Below are 26,583 nucleotides of genomic sequence, written 5' to 3' on the forward strand. Positions count from 1 at the left end.
TGTTATTCCGCACTATTTAGAATGAGCCTTTGCGCAGGCAGTAAGCCTTTTAGCCATAGACCATAAAGTAAGGTTAATGCTAGTAAGCTCATTCCGATAAGTAACCATAAACGACTCGCTGTCGCAGTTTGTGGTAACACACCTTGTTGACTCGCACTAGCTTGCCACCCAGCAGGTAATAACGTCGCTAATTGATGCTCAGACTTGTCAGGGTGATGTGGATTAACCGGAGTAACATCAACCGCCAATAAACTGGTTTGGCTACTGACTAAATGATATAGCATGGCCAACGCTTCAACTTGCTTGGCCACTTTTTGACGATTCGCATGACTTTGACTTAGCTCTAATGCGGTTATTTGTGTATTAGCCCACAGTAAATCAATTCCCACGGCTGCGCGGCCCTGATTAAAATCCAGTTGTTGTTGCCAATATTGACCGTTTATATGGCCTGAAATAATCACTGGCTGTAATTGATCAGCAGGCATTTTAAAACTGACTGTAGCGGGATCGCTCTGATAAACATCATCAATCTGTGCGGGCCAATAATCCGGCACGCTACCATCAAGGTTATATAATTCAACATCGGTTAATATCGGCTGACTTATCTTGGTCAAAAGCTGGGATATTTTTTGCTCTACCTCCTCTGATTTACCTATATAAGTAAATGTCCCTCGTCCGACTCTGGCTGCCCTTGTCATAAAGTGTGAATTAGGAGCCGAGCCAATCCCGACCGTAAACAGTCTTGAATCTTGTAACTGATAGCTAATTTGTTCAAATAACTGTGCCTCATTTGATACCGCACCATCCGTCATAAATATGACTTGCCTTAGGCTTCCTGCTTTAGCATTAGCGTTAATGCTTGAAGTCAATGCCCTGTCCAATGCTGGTGCCATTTCGGTGCCACCATCTGCATTTAAAGAACCAATGAATCGCTTTGCCTCCTGCAAATACACACTGTTTGCTGGTTTTGCATCACTGAATAATGCACTAACACTAGAGTTAAATTCGATAATATTGAAACTGTCGTTTGGTTTAAGTGCTGTTAAGGCAATGTTCAACGCCTGCTTAGCTTGAATGATTGACTCTCCCGCCATTGAACCAGAGGTATCAATAACAAGGATTAATTCTCGGCTAATTTGCTGCTGAGCTTTTGAAGTCAATGTGGGTGGAAATAACATAGCCATCGCATAAATATCTTTTGGCTGGTCAAGATTGACGTCAGCATTGGCTTTATCTTGATAGGTTTTGCCTGTTTGAAAAAAAACCGTGGCAGCCACTTCATCACCAACACTTGTTTGCCATTGTAGGACAAAGTCACGGTCTAACGGCACTTTGCCCTGCAAGCTTACATTGGTTTTTCGTCCATTTTGATGTTGTTGTATATCGTGAAACGGACTACTTAATTTGGTAATATCAAAACCACCATCTATATCGATATGTATCGATACCTTATGGCTTGCTGATGCATTTTGTCCCTCAGTATTACGCTGCACATTTAGAGGATCAAGCATGGGCGATATTAGCTCTTTAGTTTCAGAAAATGTACTGCGTTGAAAATCCGGTCGATAACGCGGCACAACCACTAACGGAAAGCGCAGACTAAACAAACCATCCTGATAACTGATTGTTTGCAGATAAGTAATTTCAACGGTTACTTGCTGTAACGGGCCGATGTTAGCCAATTGAGTGGTAAACACATTGGTGCGTTGCTGACTGACCAAACTCGCCTGCTTGCCTTGTTGTTTAGCCTGCTCAAATTGTTGTTTAGCCTGTTGCTTTGGTTTGATAACACCTTCAATTACCCGGTCGCCAATTAGTAAATTCATCCCATCAACCGCGGAATTTTCAGGTAATGGGAATATATACTTAGCATGAATCCAGCTGTCTTCAACATTATTAAATATCTGCTTCACCGTCACCCTATTCACTAATCCTGATACTGTCATTTCAACTTGAGTATCTAGGGCAAACATCTGTTTATGCTGACTATTAATCTGGTAGCTAATCAGACCTTGAGTGATTTCATCAGCCTCATTTGTGATAGTTCGATTCAAGTATGCATCTTGTGATGCCAGGCTCAAATAGGGAAAACTGAAATAACATACACTGACTAAATACAACCACAAGGGTAATTTTACAAACATAACATCTCCTTCGCGGCATGGTATTCATGCCGCTAACTAAATCCATAAAGTGGAACACACGGTTAAATTAATTGGCGGCTAATTGCGCACTTTCTGGAATAAGCGTTAATGTTACTCGGCGATCGAAAAAATCATTTTCAAAATTCTGATCTGGATGAATTGGCGCGCTGGCACCATAGGCCTGACCTTGTAGACGTGACTTATCAATTCCTTGCGCCACAATGTAGTTGGTGACCTCAAGTAAGCGCTGCTCTGATAACGCCTGATTAAAATTATCATTACCCCGACGATCGGCAAAGCCCATTAAATCAACATTCAGCTCAGGCATTGATGCCATCATGTAAGCCACATTATCTAACTGTTGCTTAAACAAAGGTTCAATGAGGCTTGAACCGGTTTTAAATTGCACATTCATTCCCACACCTAATTCAGCTAAGGTTTGCTTTTGATGCGCTTGAAGTCGAGCGAGCTCTGATTTCACCTCTTCTAAGGACTGTTGTTGTTGGTTCATTTGTGCAATTTTTTGGCTAGTCTCATTAATTTCATATTGCTGCTGCGATAATAAAGATTGTTGTGCTTCAATCTCAGAATCATCACCAACAGACTTACCAATTAATGAGCCTGTTAATGCGCCAATAAAAGCACCAATAGGCCCGCCAACCACAGCTCCCAATATAATGCCCGAACTTAAGCCGACAAGTTCTTCAGTATTTTCACGTTCTGGTATTGTGTTGCCTTGAGCGCCATAGCTTATGTTACTAAACAGTACTGATGAGATAACGGCGATAGCGACTAGTTGCTTTTTCATAATGACATTCCTGTTTTTGATATTGATAAATGAGTTGTTCGACATGAGTCCTCGACTCGATGAAACTATTAAACAACACAGAAATGGCTATTTATGGGTTTAATAATGGCAATCCTCTGCTCAATTGTGGCAACAAAATGGCAATTGGTTTGGAAGCCTTTAACCCGTTATAAATTGCTGTATAGTCACAACAATAAACAGATTATGGAATTAGCTGATTAATGAAACGCATCGCGATTGTTGAAGATGAAGCCGCTATCCGCGACAACTATAAAGAAGTGCTCCAGCAACAAGGCTACAGTGTACAAGCCTACCCTAACCGCCCAACGGCTATGTTAGCCTTCAATGCTCGCCTGCCCGATTTAGCCATCATTGATATTGGCCTTGAAGGTGAAATTGATGGCGGTTTTACTCTGTGCCAATCCTTACGAGCAATGTCGAGTAGCTTGCCGATTATCTTTCTTACCGCACGAAGTGGCGATTTTGATACTGTTTGTGGTTTAAGGTTAGGCGCTGATGACTATCTAACCAAGGATGTCAGTTTCCCGCATTTATTGGCGCGTATTGCCGCATTATTTCGCCGTTCAGAATTAATCGGTTCAAGCCCGATTGAAGATAATCTAATGACACGCAATCACTTGCAAATTGACGGCAATCGCATTCAGGTCACTTGGAAGTTACAGCCGATTGAATTAACCGTTACTGAATTTTGGATGGTACACGCTATGGCTAAACACCCAGGACATGTCCGCAGCCGTCAGGATTTAATGCAAGAAGCAAAAATTTATGTCGATGACAGCACCATTACGTCCCATGTAAAGCGGATCAGAAAAAAGTTTTTAGCCATAGACAGTGAATTTGACTGTATCGATACCGTATATGGTATGGGCTATCGCTGGGATAGCTTGTAAGGAAGATGTTCAATATGTATTTGCCATTAGGCCTAAGGGCTAAAGTGATTATACTGTCACTATTTTTACTCTGCCTACCTTGGCTTGGGTATGAATATGTATGGGAAATGGAAAAGTACTTGCGCCATGGGCAAGAAAAAACCTTAGAAGGTACCACTCAAGCGTTGGCAACCGCACTACATGAACGCCCTAAACTGTTTGATAATCAAGCCAGTTTTTTAACCCAAGTCCAAAAAGGACGAGACTTATATGCTTATCCATTATCGGGCCCAATTCAACTTGACGGAAAGTTAGAAGACTGGCAATTGTACAGCCACCGTAAGTTGCATTATGGTAAAGAACACATTGTTTATCAACAAAATGCACAACAAGACATAAATCTTAACTTTACCCATATGGTGGGCAAATATGCTGGTTATCTTTATGGCTTTTTTGAGGTTAATGACTCCCAAGTTATTTACCGCAGTAAAAATAGCTTACGGGTCGACAGGAACGATCATTTAGTGATGGCCACACTTGCACCCGACAACTTATTTAGGCGCTATGTCATTGCCAACACCAAGGATGGCTGGCTAAGCGCTTATCAGTTACCTCAAGATCCAACACAATCAATGCCCGTCATCCCTGAGAATCGTATTCAAGGTCAGTGGCAAAAAACAGCCAATGGCTACAATATTGAGTTTCGTATTCCGTTAGACATGATTGGCAGTAAACTCGGATTCGCTATTCATAATGTGGATGACAATGAGACGCGCAATTTAATTAATATTGTCGGCACTTCAGCCACCAACTCGGTAGCAGAGTTAGGCACAGTTCTGGTACCTTCCCCTGAAATAGAAAGTATTGTCAAAGGTATGGGCCACAATAGCTCACGCATTTGGGTGGTCGATAATCATGGCAGAGTCTTAGCTCGATCGGGTGATATTCGAACATCAAGCAATACCTGGGATGCTGATTTAGATGACGCCCAGACTGAAAGCTCTTGGGCACTCTTCCATAAACAATACTTATTACCCTTATATTATAAAATTCTCACTAGACCGCCACAGGACTTTATCGATTCATTACAAGACTCAACTGAATTAAGTGGTAGCCATATTGAAAATGCCCTAGCAGGTAAACAGGCTTCAACCTGGCGATTAACCCCAGACAGTAAAGCGGTCGTATTAGCTGCAGCCAGTCCTATTTGGATTGATGACAAAGTGATGGGGGCTGTTATAGCCGAAGAAACTACTCACGGTATCCGTAGCTTGCGTAATCGGGCGCTGGAAAAGCTATTTAACGTTATTCTTACGATTATGAGCATGGGCACACTGGCACTATTCATTTTTGCATCGAGTATTTCTAGTCGTATTCGCCGCTTAAGAGATCAGGCGGAATTAGCTATAGACAGTCAAGGGCGTGTCAGACATCAAATAACACCTTCAAGAAATCGAGATGAAATAGGTGATTTATCAAGAAGCTTTGCCAATATTGTCGGCAGACTCGGTCAATATACTCACTATTTAGAAAACATGTCATCGCGGCTATCACATGAACTACGTACCCCTGTTGCAGTTGTTCGAAGCTCTTTAGAACACCTCAGCAATCAAAACCTAGATCAAGCAAGTAAAAAATATGTCAATAGAGCGCAGGATGGTGTCAATCGATTACATCTGATTTTAAATAACTTAACTGAGGCAACTAATCTCGAAGCCAGCTTATCACATGCTGAACGTAGCATATTTCCCTTAAAAAAGGTTATTGGCGGCTGCATGCAAGGTTATCAAATGACCTACCCAGAGCAGCGCTTTAACGTATTTATTGAAGATAAACTCATGATGTGTAATGGCGTCCCAGAATACATTGCCCAATTAATGGATAAACTCATTAGTAATGCCATTGAATTTAGCCATCCAGATAGCGCTATTAGTGTTAGCTTAAGTCAATATCATAAGCAGGCGATTCTAAAAGTAACCAATATCGGCCCAAGATTACCTGAAGACATGAGCGAGCAGATTTTTGAATCTATGGTGTCAATAAGGCCACAAATTCCCACCAACAAACCCCATCTTGGTTTAGGCTTGTATATCGCAAGATTGGTGACTGACTTTCATCATGGCACGATTAAAGCGAGCAATGTCAGCGGTGTAAAAGAAGATGATATTAACAAAACGACACTTCAAGCGGATGAGATACATCAAAGTGGCGTTGAGTTTTGTTTAACATTACCCATAGTGGAAACGACATAAGCTATTTTGCCTATGTAGCCGACATTATCTATCTCTCGCCTCTTTCATTTAGCCGTATAGATGTTAGGATGGCCAAATAGGTTTTTAGTGGATGAATTAATAATGAATAAACACGGTAAACAAGCAACCCAAATAGTCAGTTTAGGTCGAGATAAAAAATACACTAAGGGCATTATTAATCCGCCGGTATTTAGAGCATCTACAGTGGTGTTTGACACCATGGACGACATGCGTTTTGCCATTAAGAATAAAACCAATGGCGAGTTATTCTACGGTCGTCGTGGTACGCCAACCCATTTTGCCTTTCAAGAAGCCATTGCAGAACTTGAAGGCGGCTTTGGCACGGCGTTATATCCATCCGGTGCAGGGGCAATTAGCGCCGCATTATTAGCATTTTTAAAAAGCGGTGACCACTTATTGATGGTCGACACCGCCTATGAACCCACGCGTGATTTATGCGACAAAATGCTTGCCGGATTTGGCATCGAAACGAGCTATTATGGCCCTATGATAGGTGAAGGCATACGTGATCTCATTCGCCCAAATACTAAAGTACTCTTCCTTGAGTCGCCAGGGTCGATCACCATGGAAGTACAAGATGTGCCGACGCTGAGTCGCATCGCCCATGAACATAATATCGTTGTGATGCTGGATAACACCTGGGCTTCACCGATTAATTCTAGACCATTCGAAATGGGTGTGGATATCTCTATTCAAGCTGCGACTAAATACATTGTCGGTCATTCAGACGTCATGATGGGTACCGCAACGGCAAATGAGGTTCACTGGCCACAATTACGTGAAAACAGCTATTTAATGGGACAAACAACTTCGCCAGATGATGTATTTTTAGCGGCCAGAGGGCTACGTACCCTAGGAGTCCGTATGGCCCAGCACCATAAAAATGGACTTGAAGTCGCCAATTGGTTAGCAAAGCGTCCCGAGGTTGACCATGTCAGACATCCTGCTTTTGAAACATGCCCAGGTCATGAATTCTTTAAGCGTGACTTTACCAGCGCGAATGGCTTATTTTCATTTGTTTTAAAAGATGGCGATCTTAGAAGCATTACAGCCTTTGTCGAAAACATGCAGCATTTTAAAATGGGCTTTTCGTGGGGCGGTTTTGAAAGCTTAATTTTGGGTGTTTTCGGTATTGATAAAATAAGATCAGCAACCCAATGGGATAGCAGTAAGCCACTTATTCGTTTACATATCGGCTTGGAAGACGCAGAGGATTTAATTGCCGATCTTGAACGCGCTTTTGAGCGTTACAATCAAGCTATCGCTAAGTAACCACTGCTCGAGATAATAAACACATATAAAATAGGCCGCACAAATATTGATATTGGTGCGGCCTATTTTGTCATTCTACATAAGTGTGGACACTAATTTTGACTATCAACCTTCAATGCATTCCATGCCTGCGTTCCATAAAGCGGCACAGTTGATAAAGCATGCTTATGGCTGCCGTTAGTTTCTTTAGTGGAATAAGATAAATACAATAAAGTTTGATTTTCTTTATCCAAAATACGTCTCACTTTTAAGCTTTTAAATAAAATACTTAACGACTCTTTAAAGACCACTTCACCGCCTTTACTGGTATCGATGTCTGCTAAATCATTTACTGAAATAGGCCCAGTTTGACGGCAACTAATGCTCATATCTGAAGGGTCTGCAAAATCTAAATCTGCTTTAATACGACTGATATGACAAGTCACTCCTGGTATTTTAGGGTCATGTTTTGCATCAATAATCACATCTTTAGTGGTAAATAATCCTAAACTGACTTTACCGACATCGTCACTGCAGCTCATCATTAATCCACTCAATGAGATTAAAGCGGCTAATTTCAGGTTAATATTCATTTAACTTCCTTAAAATATTGTTGCGCCATACGAGTTAACCCTGCGGTAACAGAACCAAAGTGATCACCCACCACCACTTGTGCTTGAGGATACACTTTGGCAATTTGTTTGTATATTGCAGGGCTTCTTGCTGTACCGCCAGTGATATAAACAATATCAGGGCTTTCTAACGCCTTACCCTGATCATCAAGACTATTCATAGCCTGGCGCATTAATTGACTGACTTTATCCAGTGACGGCGCAATGGCTTGCTCAAATTGCTCGACACTGACTTCGATAGTGAGCTCTTTTTCCACAAATGACAGTGCTGCTTTATGAACGGGTGAATCGGTTAAAGCCACTTTAGCGATCTCCGCTTGACGCACAACCTGAAAACTCATCTGATTTTTTTGTATAGTCAATAAACGCTGCAGTAATTCAGGTTGCTCGGCACCATTGATCAAGGTTTCGATTAATCTCTTACTGGATAAATGATAGAAATCACGCTGGGCGCTAATATCATTCACGGCAACGGCATTCCAAAATAAATTAGAAGGGATAGGCTTGCCATCTAACATAGAACTGCCACTGCCAAAACTTGGCATAAAGCCTTGCATAGCAAGCGCTATATCAAGATCGTTACCACCGATACGCTGTCCGCTGTGTCCCAAACAGTCTTGATCTCGCTGCGTGTTACTCATTAATTCAGGGCCCATTTTTACTAACGAGCAATCTGTAGTACCGCCACCAACGTCGACAACTAATACATTAGCTGCCTTATTAAGGGTTGATTCAAAATCCATTCCAGCCGCAAGTGGCTCAAATAGAAAACCCACCGAGGTAAAACCGGCTCTTTTAGCCGCTAAGGTTAAAATGGCTTCTGCTTGTTGATTACTTTGTTCGCCGCCAATACCTTGAAAATTAACTGGGCGGCCAATCATGGCGTGGGAAGCCGTATTTAAGCCTTTAGCAGCTAATTGTTGATCAACACGTTGTTTAACGTGTTGCATCATCAAGGTAACAATATCTTCAAATAAAGCCACTTGTTCAGCTCTCAATCCTGTAGCCCCCAGAAAAGACTTGGGCGAACGGACATAAAAACCTTCTTCAGGCATTTCAAGATAAGCATCAATAGCGGCCTGACCGACAAACACTGTAGGTTCATTAATCAATAAATCGAGTTCATGTCGAATTATTTTCGCCCGCATTAATTGTGAGCTGCGTAAATGAGAAAATTCAGCTTTTAATGCTTCAGGCAAACCATTATAAACAGCCTCAGCAATCAGCTCACGATCCATGGCATAGAGTGTAGAGGGTAAATAATTAGAATTTTCACTAAGGGGGATTAACTCTATTTTCTCATTGATCCAAGCACCAATTGAACAATTAGCACTGCCATAATCGAAACCCACTATCATCAATAAACTCGCTTAAAAAAATCGAACGAATAAACTATCACATTCAAACAACAAATAGATATTTTTTGCCGTTAAGATGAATTAAGTGGTGAATTTTAAAACATTAATTGGATCTAAATTGAACTTGGAAGAAAAACTGGCATAAGTCGATAACATTGCATTTATCTAGGTAGGCAAATATCGCTCTTGGCATTTGTGCTGATAATCAAGGTCAGTTACTCGCCAACTGCATAGCCATAAACAAAACATTCCACTGCAAACAATAATAATACTGTTTACTAGAAAGTTAAGTTGCAGGATAACATGACTTAACCGCTGAACAATCAATTGATGATAATTAGTTTGGCTGAGGAAGCAGTAATTGATATTGCTCTTTACATGCTTGATTAATATAGACGCCAACTTGAGCCTCTAAAATGGGCGTGTTGGAGAATTGAAAGTCTTGGCTATTTATTTCAGGGTGCTTAAATAAGTAATCAGGGAATTGGTTAGAAAAAACTAAGTCCACTCGCTTATGTTTAAGCATTTTAAACCCCTGTTCAACCGATTCAATAGGCACCATATTAAGGCCGGCATTAATAAATTGCCGATGAAAATCCCCTTCTCGTTTGTAGCGCATAATGGCTAAACTTTTTCCTTTCAGTTCAGACAAGTCATCCCAAGAAAATGGCGCATTCTCCTTCCGACGAAATAAACCTAACACAACTTTCTGTTGGCTCAACGGCACAAAATAAGCTTGTTGAGACTCAGGAGGCGGAAAAAAGCTCAAACACCATCGGCCAGATTGAACTTGCAGCTGTGCTCTGGCCGGAGGTAAAAATAATGGTTTTACCTTAAAATCATAATAGCCGGAAATAAGTTGGCTTAATAATGAAAAGTTAATGCCATGGTCGCCGACACCCATGGTGGTGAAAGGTGGATAATCAACCGCAATGACTTCATGTTCACCGATATTTTGAGCAATGTTAACTTGATCATTAACAACCGTGTTTTGCGCCATTACTTGTAGGCTGACAAACAACACCAAAGAACCTAGTATACTTTGTAACATCACTTAAACCTTACTGATAAACGCCGAACAACCAGCATAGCTTAGTTGAATATAGCCATTTTTACATAGCTAGCGCATCAATTCATAAATACTTAACAAACAAAAACGCCATCATAATGATGGCGTTTGTAAACTAAATAACCTCAGATCTGATAATAAAACTACTTTTTAGTTTTTTTCTTAGGTGACTTTGTCGACTCACTCACCCACTTGCCGCCAATAAACTTAGCAGACCAACCAGTGGCTTTACCATCAACGTCGGTAGCAACATACTGCTCTTTCGTTTTACGGCTAAATCTGACAGAGGCTTTATTACCATCATCATCTTCGACTGGGGCATCGGCTAAAAAGGCGTACTTGTCCCATAATAACTCACGATATTGCACCAGCTCTTCAACAAGCGGCGCGCGGGTTTCACGGGATTTTGGGAAGGTACTTGCCGCTAAAAATATTCCAGCCGCGCCATCACGTAACACAAAGTGCGCATCAGACTTAGTACATTTAAGTTCCGGTAAGAAGATAGGATCTTCTTTTGGAGGCGCAGCTTCACCACTTCTTAACAGTTTGCGAGTGTTTTTACATTCAGTATTAGTACAACCAAAGTATTTTCCGAAACGGCCATTTTTAAGTTCCATATCATGACTGCAACGATCACATTCAATCAAAGGACCTTCATAGCCTTTTATTTTAAACTGACCTTTTTCAATCTCGTAACCATCACAGCTTGGGTTATTACCACAAACATGCAGTTTACGTGATTCGTCAATTAAATAGCCGTCCATTGCGGTGCCGCACTTACCACAACGGTGCTTAGCACGAAGTGCATCGGTTTCTGCATCTTCATTATCACTAATGGCTTCATCACCTGAAGTTAAATTAACCGTTGTTTTACAACGCTCTTTTGGTGGTAAGGCATAGCCACTACAACCTAAGAATACCCCAGTTGAACCAGTACGAATGCCCATTTTACGTTGACACGTTGGGCACTCGATATCGGTTAAAACCGGATCGTTTAAACGCATGCCGCCTTCATCTGGGTCCATTTCTGCCATCAATAATTGCTTGGTAAAATCACCATAGAAACCATCGAGCACTTTTTTCCAATCTAGCTTACCCTGAGCGACGTCATCAAGGGTTTGTTCCATACTGGCGGTAAAGTCATAACTCATTAGATCTTTAAAGCTTTCAACTAAACGTTCACTGACTATTTCACCCATTTTTTCAGCAAAGAAACGGCGATTATCCACTCGCACATAACCGCGGTCCTGAATAGTTGAAATAATAGTCGCGTAAGTTGAAGGTCGACCAATACCACGCTTCTCTAACTCTTTGACTAATGATGCTTCACCGTAACGAGCAGGCGGTTTAGTAAAGTGTTGTTTTGGTAAAAGTTGATCAAGCGTCAGTACATCACCCACTTCCACTACGGGCAATGTGCTAGTGTCTTCGTTTTTCTTGCTCATTGGCGGTTGTACACGTGTCCAACCGTCAAAGCGTAATGTACGACCACTGGCTTTTAATTCGTAATCACCGGCAACCACAGTCAAACGTGTTGCATCATATTGAGCTGGTGTCATTTGACACGCCACAAATTGACGCCAAATTAATTCATAAAGACGTTGAGCATCACGCTCCATATCCGTCATCGACGCAGATTGCACATCCACATTTGAAGGACGAATAGCTTCATGCGCCTCTTGAGCACCTTCTTTGCTACCATAACGTATAGGATCTGCAGGTAAATACTTGGTACCAAACTCTTTGCCAATCATCTCGCGTACATTTTCTACCGCTTCTTGGCTTAGGTTGGTTGAATCGGTACGCATATAAGTAATATGCCCCGCTTCATACAAACGCTGCGCCATCATCATGGTTTTTTTCACGCCATAACCCAAACGCGTGCTTGCAGCTTGTTGCAATGTAGACGTGATATAAGGTGCTGAAGGTTTGCTTGATGTCGCTTTATCTTCGCGGTTAGAAACTTTGTAAGAAGCTCCTTTTAACGCATCAACAGCAACTTTGGCTTGAGCTTCATTAATGGGTTCAAATGCTGCGGATTGAAATTTCAACACCTGCATTTTCAATTGTTCAGCATTACTGGTGTTTAAGTCAGCATGGATGTCCCAAAACTCTTCAGGTACAAATGCTTTAATCTCACTTTCTCGCTCAACCACTAATCTGACTGCAACAGATTGCACTCGACCAGCAGATAAACCACGTGCGACTTTTTTCCACAACAGCGGCGATACCATAAAGCCCACAACACGGTCGAGGAAACGACGTGCTTGTTGGGCATTGACCATATTGGTATCTAATGTAGATGGCTTACTAAAAGCATCTTGAATTGCTGATTGAGTGATTTCATTAAATACCACTCGTTGATACCGTGAAGCATCACCACCGATAATTTCCTGTAAATGCCAGGCGATAGCTTCCCCTTCACGGTCCAAATCGGTTGCGAGATAGATTTGGTCAGCGGACTCTGCAAGTTCTTTTAATTCTTTTACTACCTTTTCTTTACCGGGTAATACGGCATATTTAGCTGCCCAGCCTTTTTCGGGATTAATTCCCATCCGGCCAACAAGCGCTTGTTTATCTCTAGCCTGCTTATATATAGCTTTGGCTTCAGGTGACATCTTACGAACTTCTGCAGCAGTTTTAGCTGGAGGAGTACCATCAGATGTGGAGGAAGTCGGTAAATCACGTATGTGACCTACACTAGACTTCACGATGAAATCTTTACCAAGATACTTATTAATTGTCTTGGCTTTAGCCGGCGATTCGACAATAACTAACGATTTACCCATAGTTTGATTTGCGCCAAATAGTCTCAGAAAATAACAAAATTGATTCCATATATAGAGTGTTGCGACAAGACTTTCAAGTAAATCTGCTTTTTATGTGCGTTTATGAGCAATTTTCCAGCCAAAAATAAAAAAAATGAAAAATAATATGCGTTTTTTAAAACTAATTTCTCAATAAAACACTTTTGAGAGCAACTTGAGTGCATTTTTAGTCAAAAAAGCCTAATTGAACAAAAACCAAACAGCTTGTTAACCCGCTTAGCTTGCGTATACTTGCGGTAATTTAGTTATTTCTTACATGCAAATTTAATGTTATTTCCATGTCGAAATCTTAATAACAATAATCAATGAAGGATTAGCCATGAAGCAATTTGAAGCAAATTTTGATGGATTAGTGGGACCAACTCATAACTATGCCGGTTTATCATTTGGTAATGTGGCATCATATTCTAATGCCGCACAAGCCTCTAATCCTAAAGCTGCAGCCAAACAAGGATTACTAAAAGCTAAAGCACTTGCAGATTTAGGTATGGTTCAAGGTGTACTAGCCCCTCAAGAGCGCCCAGACCTTTATACACTGCGTAGAATTGGTTTTAGCGGAACTGATTCAGAAGTAATACAAAAAGCTGCTGAACAAGCTCCTGCTTTGCTGAACGCTTGCTGCAGCGCCTCAAGTATGTGGACTGCCAATGCGGCAACGGTCTCACCTTCCGCCGATACCCGTGATGGTAAAGTGCACTTTACCCCGGCTAATTTGGTGGATAAATTACACCGAAGTATTGAACCACTAACTACCGGAAGCATATTAAAAGCAACATTCAATAACGATCGTCACTTCAAACATCATCTGCACTTGCCAGAACATGCTAATTTTGGAGATGAAGGTGCAGCTAATCACACTCGTTTATGCAGTGATTATGGTAAAGCGGGCGTGGAGCTATTCGTCTATGGCCAAAGTGCAACCAATTCCAATGCGCCAAAACCAAATAAGTATCCTGCTCGTCAAACATTAGAAGCATCACAAGCTGTCGCGCGTTTACACCAACTTGAGGATGAAAGTTGTGTTTTCATCCAACAAAATCCTGATGTGATTGATCAAGGTGTGTTTCATAACGATGTCATTTCAGTCGGTAACCAGAATGTGCTGTTTTATCATGAACAGGCATTTTTAAATACTGAGGCAAAATTTGCTGAAATTCGTCAAAAAATGAATTCAGAAGTACACTTTATTAAAGTGTCTACCAATCAAGTGTCAATTGATGATGCGGTTAAAAGCTACTTATTTAACACTCAAATTATCACCTTACCTAATGGTGAAATGGCCATTATTGCGCCGACTAACTGCCAAGAAAACCCTGCAGTGTTCGCTTATTTGAATCAACTTGTTACCTTAGGTACTCCAATTACACAGGTTAAGTATTTTGATGTAAAACAAAGTATGCAAAATGGCGGTGGACCGGCGTGTCTTCGTCTTCGCGTGGCGATGAATGAGCTAGAGATTGAAGCGGTTAATCAACACACAATCATGAATGACGGCTTGTTTACACGTTTAAACACTTGGGTTGATAAACATTACCGCGATAGCCTAACAGTTGCAGATTTAGCAGACCCACAATTGATTATTGAATCTCGCACTTCATTAGATGAATTAACCCAAATATTGAAATTGGGTAGCGTGTATCAGTTCCAGAAGTAATTGTTCTACTTGCTTTGTCAAAATGGCCATCGTGATTAGCGACGGCCATTTTTTATTGCAAGGTAATCGTGAACATACACAAATACTGATCGATTTATGCAAATTATCTTTTTCTCGGATAAATAAAAAGGGCGCTGTAAGCGCCCTTTTTATTTATGGTTAATCCATATTACAGAATGCTCACTCCGATTGAAACGACTTCAGTAACTAATCCATTAGGTGTTTCAACCTCAACCAGGAATACACCAGAGTTAGGTTCATCTTCACCTTTAATCGTTACACCAAAGTCACGACCACCATTATAATTGCTGCTTGGCCACACATACTCACTTGCACTAACAACTGAACCCGCAGACGTTTTAAATCTTACAATAGAGCCTGCTGGCATTTGTTGGTTATGTAAGTCAGAGATAGTAAAGAATACCGAAGCTGAACCCTTGCCAACGATAGTAATATTGCCACCAAGGTGTTGACCATCACGATCATCGATTAAAATTTGACTACGTTCGGTAGCGTATGCAGTACTACCTGACATTACCATCACTAGACTACGACGCACATAAAGTGATTTTGAGTTGTTCACACCATCAGCACAGCCGGCATGCGCAGGAGATGAACACAATACGCCGTTATACAAACCATCTTTAACATCAAACGTACCATTAGCATTAAAATCAACTAACTCTTCTAATGCACCGCCACTTTGTCCGCCAGCTTGTTGAGGATTAAATAGGGTATCTTCGTTGTAGTCATTAAACGCATCATTTAGGTCAAATCGTTGCCCTGTTACATCAACACCATTTCTAAACTCAGTAAGTTCGCTGGCATCGAATCGACCATTACCATTTAAATCAGGGAAAGACTCTTCACCAATAGCCGTAGCGGTAATGGTTGCACGCCCACCATATTTTTGGCCGTAAATATTACCATATACATTTAATGCAGCATCATAAGCTAAAGCTGAATTAGGGTTACGGAACATAGCGCCAGTACCATTAATTAGCACTTCACCTTCTGGTCGCGGTAACTGACTAGTCCATTTTACTGAGCAGGCACCTTTTACCGTTTGACATGCATCTTCAATAGAGCCGCCTTCAGTGGTGAATGACACTGTTGTTCCATCAGGAACTGGGTTATTAAATGCATCGGCCATGCGTGCGGTTACAGTCACTTCCGTGCCGTCAATATCCCAACCTTCAGCATTAACAAACTCAGCAGAAAGTGAAAAACTGTCTTGATCTGGAATACCTGTAGAAACAATTAACTGCTTTGATTGACTTGATATAGCTGGCACAGCACCATTTTCAACTTTTGCAGTCACACGTAATGATGTCGCCACAGTACCAGTATTCACAACCGTTTGAACAATGCCTAAATTGTTTGTTGTTGCTATAACAGGTGTAATAGCAACGCCACCAACCGCAGTATTCAATGAAAATGATACTGATTGGTTGCTAACAGGATTACTATTTTTATCTAACACTCTAAATTTAACGGTTGAAGACTCAATACCACCGGTACCTAAAATACTAATATTTTCAGGCACTGCTGATACGAATGAAATACTGCCGACATCTGCTTGTAATACATTAATAGTACCCACCGCAGATAAGCTTATGCCGCCGGCATTAGCTGTGACGTTTATTTGATCTTCACCAACACAACCTTGTGCCAAATAAGTTGAAGTAGCAACACCATTACTTGAAGAAACAGGTGAGCTTAATTCTGCTTGAGCAGGATTTTTGGTCGCACAAGTCGATGAAAAATTCACATCAACTGGTTGATTAAAAGGTTGACCTAAGTCGTCTTGAATTCTTACCGTAATGGTTGCTGTACCGCCAGCAGATAAATCTGTAGTACTTACTTCAGCTTGGCCAGCAACAAATGTTGTACCAGAGCCGCTGCCCATAACAACATTAGTTGCACCAACAACCACAATAGTTTTGCCTACTTCGTTAGTGGGCAAGGTCGCACGCACTTCACCAGCACCTAATGAGCTGCCAGCATATATATCAACGGTCGCTTTACCTTCAGCATTTGTTACCGCTGTTTTTATCGGAAGATCTCCAATATCTGACTCAAACGTGACAATAGTCGGTTTGGTAATGCCAGTAACCGTAGCCGTTAATTTTCCCGGAGAAAGTGTACTAATAGTTTGAACTGTTGCACCTGCTGAGTTGGTCAATACAAGTGAAACTTGTGAACCACCACCAGCTTCACCGCCGTCACCGACCATAGTGATATTTACAGACGCTGTTTCACCAGAAGTAATAGTTGCGGTAACTGTTGCACCTGTATTAACAGAAGCGGTATCAAGTTTGATCTTTGCAACACCATCGGCATTGGTAGACACTTGTCCCGTTGCCGGAGAAAAAGTACCATAGCTGTCATCGTTTAATTCAAAACTGACTAAAGTACTAATGGGCTGACCTTTAGAGTCAGTAACCGTAGCGGTAATGTTTGCTGGTTCAGCAACAGACACTTGAGTATTATCAATAGATAATGCTACTGAAATAGTGACAGGGGATGTGCCACCGTCGCCACCACCACTACCGTCATCAGTAATGCCGCCACCGCCACCACAGGCGAAGAGTAAAAACGAACAAATTAACGTTATATAGACTTTAATTGCTGACCGCATTGTCAGGCTCCCTGTTACATTAAAATAATACTTATGATTTATAATAGTTACCTATTGGGTAATAATACACAAATATCTGATAACTATGCCACAACATGGTCGTTTTAATCGGTACATTTTGGTATAAACTTTAACTTTCATACCATTTCATAACTAAAGCTTTCCTGCTACGCTTTAGTCCATCAGCCAAACAATACTTAAAAAAATAATTGGAAGGAAAGATTGTGAGCAATAAAAAACAGCTCGGACTAACAAGTAAAATTTTAATCGGCATGGGTACAGGTATTATATTAGGCCTACTTTTAAGAAATCTCTTCCCCGACAGCTTATTTATTAAAGACTACATTACTGAAGGTTTATTGCACGTTTTAGGTGCTATTTTTATCTCCAGCTTAAAAATGCTTGTTGTTCCATTGGTGTTTGTGTCATTGGTGTGCGGTACTTGCTCATTAAGTGATCCCTCCAAACTAGGCCGATTAGGCGGAAAAACCATTTCGTTCTACCTATTCACTACCGCTATTGCGCTGACTATTTCTATCGTGGCTGCCATTTTAGTTCATCCCGGTAATGCCAGCTTAGTCAGTTCTACTATGGAATATACCGTAAAAGAAGCCCCAAGCTTGTCAGAAGTCATTATCAATATTGTGCCAGATAACCCTATTCAGGCGATGACTCAAGGCAACATGCTGCAAATCATCTTGTTTGCGGTCATCTTTGGTTTTGCGATATCGCATATTGGTGAGCGTGGTGAACGTGTTGCTCGCTTCTTTAACGACATCAACGAAGTGATCATGCGCGTTGTTACCTTGGTGATGCAGTTAGCACCCTATGGTGTTTTCGCTTTAATGGCAAAATTAAGCTTAACACTCGGAATGGAGACATTTGGCAGTGTGGTCAAATATTTCCTACTTGTTGTTGTTGTTCTACTCATTCAAGGATTAGTTGTATATCCCATCCTACTAAAAGTATTCTCAGGCTTAAGTCCACTGATGTTTTTACGTAAAATGAGAGATGTGCAGTTGTTTGCTTTTAGCACCGCAAGTTCAAACGCTACTTTACCAGTAACCATTGAAGCCTCTGAACATCGCATGGGGGTTGATAATAAAATTGCTTCATTTACATTGCCGTTAGGTGCCACCATTAATATGGATGGTACTGCGATAATGCAAGGTGTCGCGACAGTATTTATCGCCCAGGTCTTTGGCATTGAATTAAGCTTAACTGATTATGCTATGGTCGTTGTAACCGCAACATTAGCGTCAATTGGTACAGCTGGTGTACCCGGTGTTGGACTTATCATGCTTGCAATGGTGCTAAATCAAGTAGGCTTGCCAGTAGAAGGTATTGCATTAATTATTGGTGTAGACCGCTTGCTTGATATGATAAGAACTGCTGTTAATGTCACCGGTGATACGGTTGCCACTGTGATAATTGCAAAGTCTGAGGATGCATTCAATGAAGATATCTTTAATGACTCTCAAGCAGGTAAAGCAGCTACCAGTTTTGAAGAACAAGTATTGAATACCAAGGCAGCATCAAAAACCTCAGTATAATTGCATTATTAGCTCAATTTATTTTTCAATTATTTAAAGGCGCATTGATTACGCCTTTTTTATTTTTCCTTTATAAATAACCTCAGTTCGGGATAATAAACAAAATTTTATTTATCAGGAGTTTAAATGGATTTTACCTTACTTGCTAGCTTGGCTGCTATTCATATTATCGCCTTAATCAGCCCTGGCCCTGACTTTGCCATTATCGTTAAAATGGCCAGTCAGCAAAGTAGACAAGCTACAGTCGCTTGTGCGCTCGGCATCGCCATCGCCATTTTAATTCATACATTATTATCATTATTGGGCATTAGTTTGATGATCCGCCAGTCACCTCTGGCCTATACCTTAGTGCAGTGTATTGGGGTAAGTTATTTAGCCTGGATGGGATTTCAAGCGCTAAAGTCAGCGTTAAGCCGCTTTAAATCAATAGCAGCGTCAACCGAACAACCAACGCAAGCATTTGCTGCAGACAAACACAACACTGCCAGTTTCGGAATATTTAAAGGCTTTAAAATAGGATTGCTAACTAATTTACTCAATCCCAAAGCATTGATTTTCTTTATTACCTTATTCACTGTTTTAATCACACCAGAGGTAAATTTAATAACCAAAATTGCAGCAACCACACTATTATTCTCCTTGTCACTTATCTGGTTTAGCTTATTAGCGCTGGTGTTATCTAAGCCACTCATTAAAGCTAAATTATTAAGTGTTAGTCACATTATTGATTTGCTAGTTGGTATTATTTTTATCGGTGTTTCAGCTACTATTGCTGTGAGCTTAATTAACGATTTTTAAAGTCTGCACTAAGCAATAAATAGTCAGAAAGTGAAGTACTTACACATTAGCATTTAGCATCAGGAGCTGACTATGCGAATTTTAGTGATTGAAGACGACCCTATTTTATCTCATCACTTAAATGTGCAATTGAGCGAACTGGGTAATCAGATTCAAATAGCCGCGACGGCTCAAGATGGCTTTTATCAAGCGACTAATTACCCGATTGACATCGCTATTGTTGATTTAGGATTACCCGATCAGAACGGCATTAGCTTGATAAAGTCGATGAGAGACGCCAATGTTACCGCTCCTATTCTGATCCTTACAGCCAGAGTAAATTGGCAAGATAAAGTCGAAGGCCTCAATGCTGGTGCTGATGATTATTTAGTAAAACCCTTTCAAAAAGAAGAGTTAATTGCCCGGCTTGATGCATTGGTACGTCGCAGTGCAGGATTTGTAAAGTCGGTAATTAGCTGTGGCACACTGTCGGTGGATTTAGCCAGTAAACAAGTGTCTCTTAATGATTGTCATTTAGACATTACTGCGTTTGAATACCACATATTAGAATACCTGATGCGCCACAACCATGAAGTAGTTGGCAAACAGCGCTTATTAGATGTGGTTTATGCCGATAAAGAAGGCGACCCTAACACGATTGAAGTGATGGTAAGCCGTTTAAGAAAAAAGTTAGCCCACGGCGGTATCGAAGATGCCATCATGACAATACGTGGCCAAGGATATAAATTCAATTTACCATGCAACTAATGTTAAAACCGCAGAAACGTTTACTCACCAGGATGCTTATTACCTCCTTAAGCATTATTGCCTTAGTAGGGTTTGGGTTTGCCTGGCTAGTGACGTTATTGAATGCCCAAAATCGTTATACTCAGATCACCGCTGACTATATTGCAGAACTGCCAGTCATTGCCGCAGAATTTCGCGAAAATAATTTAGTCCCTATTACCGAGGCACAAGATAACGACAACATTGAAACCAGCTACATAATGGCCACCTGTAACGAGCAATATACCGGCTTATGGCGTTCTGAACTGGCTAAAGATTTATCCTTGACTAACATTTGTGAAAAATACAACCTCATCAAAGACGACTCGCAAGCCTACTTTCTTGAATTTGAAGGCTTGCACACATACCTAGTCTTTAAACTCAGCACCTTAATCGAGGGCAAGCAGTTCCATCTGTTAATACTTCAAGATGCTGAAGCCATGAAAAAAGAACTGCAAAAGTTTAATCGTCTCACGTATTTCAGGCTTGCTATTGTTCTCGGTGCAGCATTTTTCTTACTGATTAGCGCCGCTTATTGGGGTATGTTGCCACTAAAGCAACTAAAACAAGAGTTACTCAAACTTAAGCAGGGCAAACAGCAAAATCTGTCGAATGACTATCCTGTCGAGTTACAAGAAATTACCCAATCATTAAACCAACTGCTGGATCAAAATCAGCAACGCCAAACTCGCTATCAAAATGCCATGAATGACTTAGCCCACAGTTTGAAAACTCGGCTAGCAGCCAGTATCGCGCTAATTGACGATACCTCTTTAAATTCGCAGGAAAAAGAGCGGCAAATCTTAACCCAAATAGAAGACATGGATCATTTGGTTAAGTACCAGTTAAAACGCGCCATGATGGGCAGACAAGGTTTGTTAAAAGAACACTCTGATATCAAGCCGATACTTGATCAGCTTGTATTAATGTTGTCAAAATTATATCAAAGGAAAAACATTAACTTCATTGTCCACTGCCCTAATGACTTAGCCTTTCCAGTCAGTAAAGGGGATTTAATGGAGCTGTGCGGCAATTTGATTGAGAACGCCGCTAAATTCTGCATTAGTACTATCGAAATTACAGCCCAGCAGCACGACGGCTTGCTGAGGTTACAAGTCGATGACGATGGCCCAGGTGTTGAAGAGGGCTACAAACAAAAAATCTTTCAACGGGGAGTTCGCGCCGATACACAACATAACGGCCAAGGCATCGGCTTAGCCGTTTGTTTTGAGCTTGTTAGCAGTTACGCTGGTACCTTTGAAATACAAACCAGTTATTTAGAGGGCGCTTCATTTATTATCGAATTACCGGTTACTAACCAATAAACTAAGTACCTGTTGATGACCGTTATGTTTTAGCGGAACTTGGCGCAACTGCGCCATACAAGTTTTCTGCACGATTAAACATAATCCATGACGTTGCGATAAATTTATCACTACTCAAGGGAATATTACCGCGATGACTATGGGTAAAGCTTGCAGGTGCTATAACCATGGTTCCTTTTTTGGGTTTTATTTTTTGTTGTTGGTAATAAAACTCAGTTTCCCCGCCCTCTTCTACATCATTTAAATAGAACATATAAAGCACAACTCGATGTAAGGCTTCGTTGTGACCTTCCTGGGGGAATTGTTCTGAATGCCAATGGGGATAACCACCTTTCCCTTGCTGGTAGTGCTGGATATTAATCGTGCCACTACGGAATAAATACCGCACAATTGCGTTAACTTTATCAGCACCTAATTTTTCAAAATTTTCCGGTTGCAGTGCCACCGGCTGGCCATTTTCATCATTAACGGATACTGACACAGCTCCCATCAATGCTAATGCGTACTTTTTGAAATAATCAACACTATTGGCTAGTGTTAACTGCAGTAATTCATTGCGTAACTCGGCTAAATCAGCGTGTTGATCTAACATAAGATCACGACTAAACTTTTTACTGATATCAACGCCATTACCTGTAACGCCCTGGATCACACTAGGATGATGTTTTACCGCATCGATCAACTTATCACATAATTCATCACTAATCGCATTGGGGTATACTTCAATAAAGTCCATAATTCACTGCTTAATTTTTAAAGTTAATGTTAATATGCTGCATGTAACTTACCTATTTGTAAAGTCTGTGTAAGTTTTATTCTATCTAACGTTTAAACATATTTATCTATGAACCTGACCTGAGTCTAATCACCCACTTTTATGAAAAAAAATGTCAAAATAGCGGTATCAGAACTTAAAGTTGGGGTTTACGTTAGCTTGCCTGTCTCGTGGAAAGATCATCCTTTTTTATTCAGTAAATTCAAAGTTACCTCACAAACTCAAATTGAGTTGATAAAATCATTAGGCGTAAAAGATGTCTTTTATGATCCTGAAAGAAGCGATATTCAACCTGTTACAACGGATAACCCTTCAGATCCTGAACCGTTCGATGAAGCCTCACTTGATACCATTAAACAAGATATGCTCGATTACAAATCTGAACGTATCGATAAGCAGCAGAAACTAAAGCGTAATATCAAAAAAACTGAAAAGCAATTTGAGCGTTCAGTGTCAATGATGCACTCAATGGTCGGTAAAATAGCCAGTCGTCCACTTAATGCTGTCAGTGAGGCTAAAGATCTCATCAGTAACCTTACCAATCTGTTACTTGATGAAGATAACCTCGCGTTACACTTAATGGAAAACGCTAACCCTAAAGATATTATCCACCACCATTCGTTAAATGTATCCATGGTGTGTATGCTAATGGCAAAGGAATTAGGCTGGAGCCGAGAAGAAATTGAGTTGTTGGGTATTGGCTGTTTATTTCATGATATTGGGAAATTAAAAATCCCCTCAAATATTTTGAATAAAGTGGTGCCATTATCAACACCAGAAGAAAACCTAGTCAAACAGCACCCATTAATGAGTATTAACTTTTTAAAATTAGCTGACACTTTTCCGGAAGAAGCTAAACCGATGATCACCCATCATCATGAGTATTTAGATGGCAGTGGCAGCCCGCAAGGGCTAAAAGCGGATCAGCTGGATAAGTTTGCTCAACTGATTGCGGTGGTCAATACATACGATAATTTATGTAACGGCAGTCATTTAGTTAAAGCTAAAACCCCCAGCGTCGCCCTAGGCTTATTGTATAAAAACTATAAAAATAAGTTGAATGCAGAATACGTCCAAAAGTTGATTAAAATACTTGGCATCTATCCGCCAGGTAGCATTGTAGAACTGTCAAATGGTCATTTTGGCTTAGTTATGTCGGTAAATTTAAATAACATTTTATTTCCGTCAATCGTTGCATATGACCCCATAGTTCCTATAGCGCAATCGCCAATCATTGAGTTAGAAAAAGAAGGCATGAGTATTGTAAGAAGTCTTCCAGCCGCAGCTTTACCCGAAAAAATTCATAAGTATTTAAATCCAAGAGAAACCATTAGCTACGCATTTGGCCAAGGCTAATAAACGCAGTATAAAAACCAATAAATACAAAAATGGGCAGTGTTAAACTGCCCATTTTGTCAAACTTGCGCAAATGCTATAGCCAGCCTTTTTGTTTAAAAAAGAAGTACGTACCTGCTGCACTGGCAAACATTAACCCCACCGCCATCGGATAACCTAAACGCCAATCTAACTCTGGCATCAAAGCAAAGTTCATTCCATAGCTACTGGCAATCAAAGTTGGGGGTAAAAACACCACCGCCGATACCGAGAAAATTTTAATAATTTTATTCTGTTGCAGACCACTGAAACCCATAGCAGCATCAAGCAAAAATTTTAATTTATCGAAAATAAACTGGCTGTGTGGCATTAAAGATTCAATATCCGATAACATTTCACGAATGTCTTTCAGGTTCTCATCGGACAAATGTTGTCGGTAATAACGTTGCAAATAACGCAATGAACGCTGAGTATCAAGTAAACTTAAGCGAATTTTGCCATTGGAGTCTTCTTGCAAAGTGATTTGTTTAAATACGGCATCCAGTTCTTCGTCATTAAAAACCTGCTCACTCAAATTGTCCAGTACGCTATACACGTCTTCAATCAAATCAGATAGATAATCCACTTTAAGGGTGAATAACTCTAATAATAATCCTTCTGGGGTTTCGGTATCTAGTCGGCCTAAACGCATATAATTACGCAGTAAACGGATTAAGCCGATATCTTCTTCACGTATGGTTAATAGAAAATGCTGACGTAAATTAAATGAAACGTTGACCGCTCTGACATCAGAGCCAACCCGTTGTGGAAATAACGAGTTAATATGCAAACCATCTTGGTTTTGGAAAAATCGAGCGGATGCCTCAATTTCTTTGATATCTTCCTGGTCGGACACTTCCTCAGCAGAAAATCGACTCAACCAATCACGTTGTTCACTATCTGGTTTATATAAATCCAGCCAGAGAATATTATCCGGCAAAGACTCTTCAATAGAAAGTTCAGTAATTGTGAGCTGATGATTTTTGTAGGCGTAAGCGGTAATCATAGAAGTCCCCATTTACACACGGTTAACACGATTGTGTAACCCTGCAGGATGTTGGTAAAAACTGGCGCTAGTTTACAAATTTAAAAGCTAATGAAAAGTAAAAAGTACAATTAATACCCATTTATATTGCTATATGGTCTCAAAGTGGTGTTTTTAGCCTTTAATACCCTAAAAAAAGCGCCTGTGGTAGGCGCTTAATTTAAAAATGCTGCTTTTATACTCAAATTTGCCAATATGCTTAACACATCAGGCTTAAGTACAATATCAGACTATTCACCCTTTAATCGACGATCTAACTGATCTTTTAAATTAGCCGGAACACCTTTTATTAAAAGGGTGTCTGATATTGGGTCATAAATAACTCTCTCACCTAAATGGCCACCATCAAAACTTAAAGTCACGCCACCACCAGTACCAGAAAACTTTTTCAAACTGCGCAAACTGGCTTTATCTGCGGGAAATTCATCATCTAGTTCATAATTGCCACCGCAGGCAAAATCATAAAATGATTCCATGCCTTGATCAGCCAGTTCATCACCCAAATCTTTCACTTCAATGTCGGCGCCAACATCGGCACGTTCAGCGCAGTATTCAAACACTTTGTCGCGACATTGTTGACGTTCATCTTTGGTTAATTCACTGCCAGCGACAAAGTCTTCGACCGCATGAATCAAGGTTTTGTTCTGTGCTTTTGTATTTACGCCTTCAACACAACCCATAAAATCTAAAAAGAAATCAGCCACTTTACGGCCTGCTCTGCCGCGAATAAATGAGATATATTTCTTTGAGGCTTTATCTGCCTGCAACTCGGTTAAATCAATGCGCGCAGCTAATTGAATATTGTTTAAATCCAAATGATTATTCTGTGACAGCTCCATATCATCTAACACTGTCATTGATGACTTAGCACTAAGCAGCGCAACAAACAGATAATCACTGGCCATGGCGGAATAACATGACATCAATAAAAAACCGCCCTGGGAGAAGTCATACTTGGTTAATTCTTGCTGAAGTAACTTACTGGCACTCACGGTAAAATCAACAAAGCCTGACTGACCTTCACGGTATGATTGAAGTGCATTAGCAAACGCATCATTAGCATCGCCATCTTCATTTGGCACACCAAAATAGCCAAAACCTTTACCTGCTTTACTTGAATAGGTTTGATGTAATTCTTCCAGCATAGCCTCAACAGCTTTACTATTTAATAAAGGTTGCGGACGTAATCGGCAGGCCATTTGCCCCTGGCTGTCGAGTGATATTTCATGAATAATGGCTTGTTCGATATTAATCGTCATAAATGCGATAACCTTTGGTGAGACAAATATTGCTAAGAAGACTGAGCATGATATAACGATTTTAATCATGAAGGTATAGAAAACATGAGGCGAGCTTGATTGAAATCCGTTATCATATACAACAATTGAGAACTTATTTAG

At 40.6% G+C, this 26,583-nt stretch carries 19 protein-coding genes; 9 read left to right on the top strand and 10 right to left on the bottom strand.

Annotation, left to right across the window (positions count from 1 at the left end; translation table 11 throughout):
- Positions 1–2 precede the first annotated feature (2 nt).
- Positions 3–2,144, bottom strand: coding sequence for a marine proteobacterial sortase target protein (locus FJ709_RS11485; protein WP_226410201.1), 2,142 nt, complete (start codon positions 2,142–2,144; stop codon positions 3–5).
- 67 nt (positions 2,145–2,211) lie between these two features.
- Entirely contained in the window at positions 2,212–2,952 is a 741-nt protein-coding gene (pdsO, locus tag FJ709_RS11490; protein WP_226410202.1) for a sortase-associated OmpA-like protein PdsO, read from the bottom strand.
- A 221-nt stretch (positions 2,953–3,173) separates the two neighbouring features.
- Between pdsO and pdsR the strand changes: the two genes are divergently transcribed.
- The 3 genes from pdsR (at position 3,174) to FJ709_RS11505 (ending at position 7,387) form a co-directional block, all read left to right on the top strand.
- Entirely contained in the window at positions 3,174–3,863 is a 690-nt protein-coding gene (pdsR, locus tag FJ709_RS11495) for a proteobacterial dedicated sortase system response regulator (protein WP_226410203.1), read from the top strand.
- A 5-nt stretch (positions 3,864–3,868) separates the two neighbouring features.
- A complete protein-coding gene (gene pdsS, locus FJ709_RS11500; protein ID WP_226410204.1) occupies positions 3,869–6,094 on the top strand; it encodes a proteobacterial dedicated sortase system histidine kinase in 2,226 nt (741 codons plus the stop codon).
- A gap of 102 nt (positions 6,095–6,196) precedes the next feature.
- Positions 6,197–7,387, top strand: coding sequence for a cystathionine beta-lyase (locus FJ709_RS11505; protein WP_404830053.1), 1,191 nt, complete (start codon positions 6,197–6,199; stop codon positions 7,385–7,387).
- A 92-nt stretch (positions 7,388–7,479) separates the two neighbouring features.
- Here the strand turns inward: FJ709_RS11505 and FJ709_RS11510 are convergent, their stop codons facing one another.
- From FJ709_RS11510 to topA, 4 genes are all read right to left on the bottom strand, one after another.
- Complete coding sequence (locus FJ709_RS11510) at positions 7,480–7,959, bottom strand: CreA family protein (RefSeq protein ID WP_404829955.1); 480 nt, start codon at positions 7,957–7,959, stop codon at positions 7,480–7,482.
- On the bottom strand, positions 7,956–9,356 hold the full coding sequence (gene yegD, locus FJ709_RS11515; RefSeq protein ID WP_226410205.1) for a molecular chaperone: 1,401 nt from the start codon (positions 9,354–9,356) through the stop codon (positions 7,956–7,958). Before yegD ends, FJ709_RS11510 begins: the two co-directional genes overlap by 4 nt.
- A 337-nt stretch (positions 9,357–9,693) precedes the next feature.
- A complete protein-coding gene (locus FJ709_RS11520) occupies positions 9,694–10,407 on the bottom strand; it encodes a substrate-binding periplasmic protein (RefSeq protein WP_226410206.1) in 714 nt (237 codons plus the stop codon).
- Positions 10,408–10,568: 161 nt separating this feature from the next.
- Entirely contained in the window at positions 10,569–13,214 is a 2,646-nt protein-coding gene (gene topA, locus FJ709_RS11525; protein ID WP_226410207.1) for a type I DNA topoisomerase, read from the bottom strand.
- Between the two features lie 358 nt (positions 13,215–13,572).
- Here topA and astB point away from each other — a divergent pair, with 358 nt between their 5' ends.
- A complete protein-coding gene (gene astB / locus FJ709_RS11530; protein WP_226410208.1) occupies positions 13,573–14,907 on the top strand; it encodes an N-succinylarginine dihydrolase in 1,335 nt (444 codons plus the stop codon).
- Positions 14,908–15,076: 169 nt separating this feature from the next.
- Here astB and FJ709_RS11535 read toward each other — a convergent pair whose 3' ends face one another.
- Positions 15,077–17,548, bottom strand: a complete 2,472-nt coding sequence (locus FJ709_RS11535; RefSeq protein ID WP_226410209.1) for an Ig-like domain-containing protein — start codon at positions 17,546–17,548, stop codon at positions 15,077–15,079.
- 224 nt (positions 17,549–17,772) lie between these two features.
- Here FJ709_RS11535 and FJ709_RS11540 point away from each other — a divergent pair, with 224 nt between their 5' ends.
- The 4 genes from FJ709_RS11540 (at position 17,773) to FJ709_RS11555 (ending at position 21,989) form a co-directional block, all read left to right on the top strand.
- Complete coding sequence (locus FJ709_RS11540) at positions 17,773–19,101, top strand: dicarboxylate/amino acid:cation symporter (RefSeq protein ID WP_226410210.1); 1,329 nt, start codon at positions 17,773–17,775, stop codon at positions 19,099–19,101.
- A gap of 126 nt (positions 19,102–19,227) precedes the next feature.
- Entirely contained in the window at positions 19,228–19,899 is a 672-nt protein-coding gene (locus FJ709_RS11545) for a LysE family transporter (RefSeq protein WP_226410211.1), read from the top strand.
- A gap of 72 nt (positions 19,900–19,971) precedes the next feature.
- Entirely contained in the window at positions 19,972–20,646 is a 675-nt protein-coding gene (locus FJ709_RS11550) for a response regulator (protein ID WP_226410212.1), read from the top strand.
- Positions 20,637–21,989, top strand: coding sequence for an ATP-binding protein (locus tag FJ709_RS11555; RefSeq protein ID WP_226410213.1), 1,353 nt, complete (start codon positions 20,637–20,639; stop codon positions 21,987–21,989). The genes FJ709_RS11550 and FJ709_RS11555 overlap by 10 nt, the downstream gene beginning before the upstream one ends.
- A gap of 22 nt (positions 21,990–22,011) precedes the next feature.
- On the opposite strand, the gene FJ709_RS11560 is transcribed toward FJ709_RS11555, so the two are convergent.
- On the bottom strand, positions 22,012–22,725 hold the full coding sequence (locus FJ709_RS11560) for a 2OG-Fe(II) oxygenase (protein WP_226410214.1): 714 nt from the start codon (positions 22,723–22,725) through the stop codon (positions 22,012–22,014).
- A gap of 141 nt (positions 22,726–22,866) precedes the next feature.
- On the opposite strand from FJ709_RS11560, the gene FJ709_RS11565 reads away from it, so the two are divergent.
- Positions 22,867–24,120, top strand: coding sequence for an HD-GYP domain-containing protein (locus FJ709_RS11565; RefSeq protein ID WP_226410215.1), 1,254 nt, complete (start codon positions 22,867–22,869; stop codon positions 24,118–24,120).
- 76 nt (positions 24,121–24,196) lie between these two features.
- Here the strand turns inward: FJ709_RS11565 and corA are convergent, their stop codons facing one another.
- Both corA and yejK read right to left on the bottom strand, forming a co-directional pair.
- Complete coding sequence (gene corA / locus FJ709_RS11570; RefSeq protein ID WP_226410216.1) at positions 24,197–25,144, bottom strand: magnesium/cobalt transporter CorA; 948 nt, start codon at positions 25,142–25,144, stop codon at positions 24,197–24,199.
- Positions 25,145–25,413: 269 nt separating this feature from the next.
- Positions 25,414–26,442 carry a nucleoid-associated protein YejK gene (gene yejK / locus FJ709_RS11575; protein ID WP_226410217.1) on the bottom strand — a complete coding sequence of 343 codons (1,029 nt, stop codon included), beginning with the start codon at positions 26,440–26,442 and terminating at the stop codon, positions 25,414–25,416.
- Between the last annotated feature and the right edge of the window lie 141 nt (positions 26,443–26,583).

The organism is Shewanella glacialimarina (assembly GCF_020511155.1).
Lineage (GTDB): Bacteria > Pseudomonadota > Gammaproteobacteria > Enterobacterales > Shewanellaceae > Shewanella > Shewanella glacialimarina.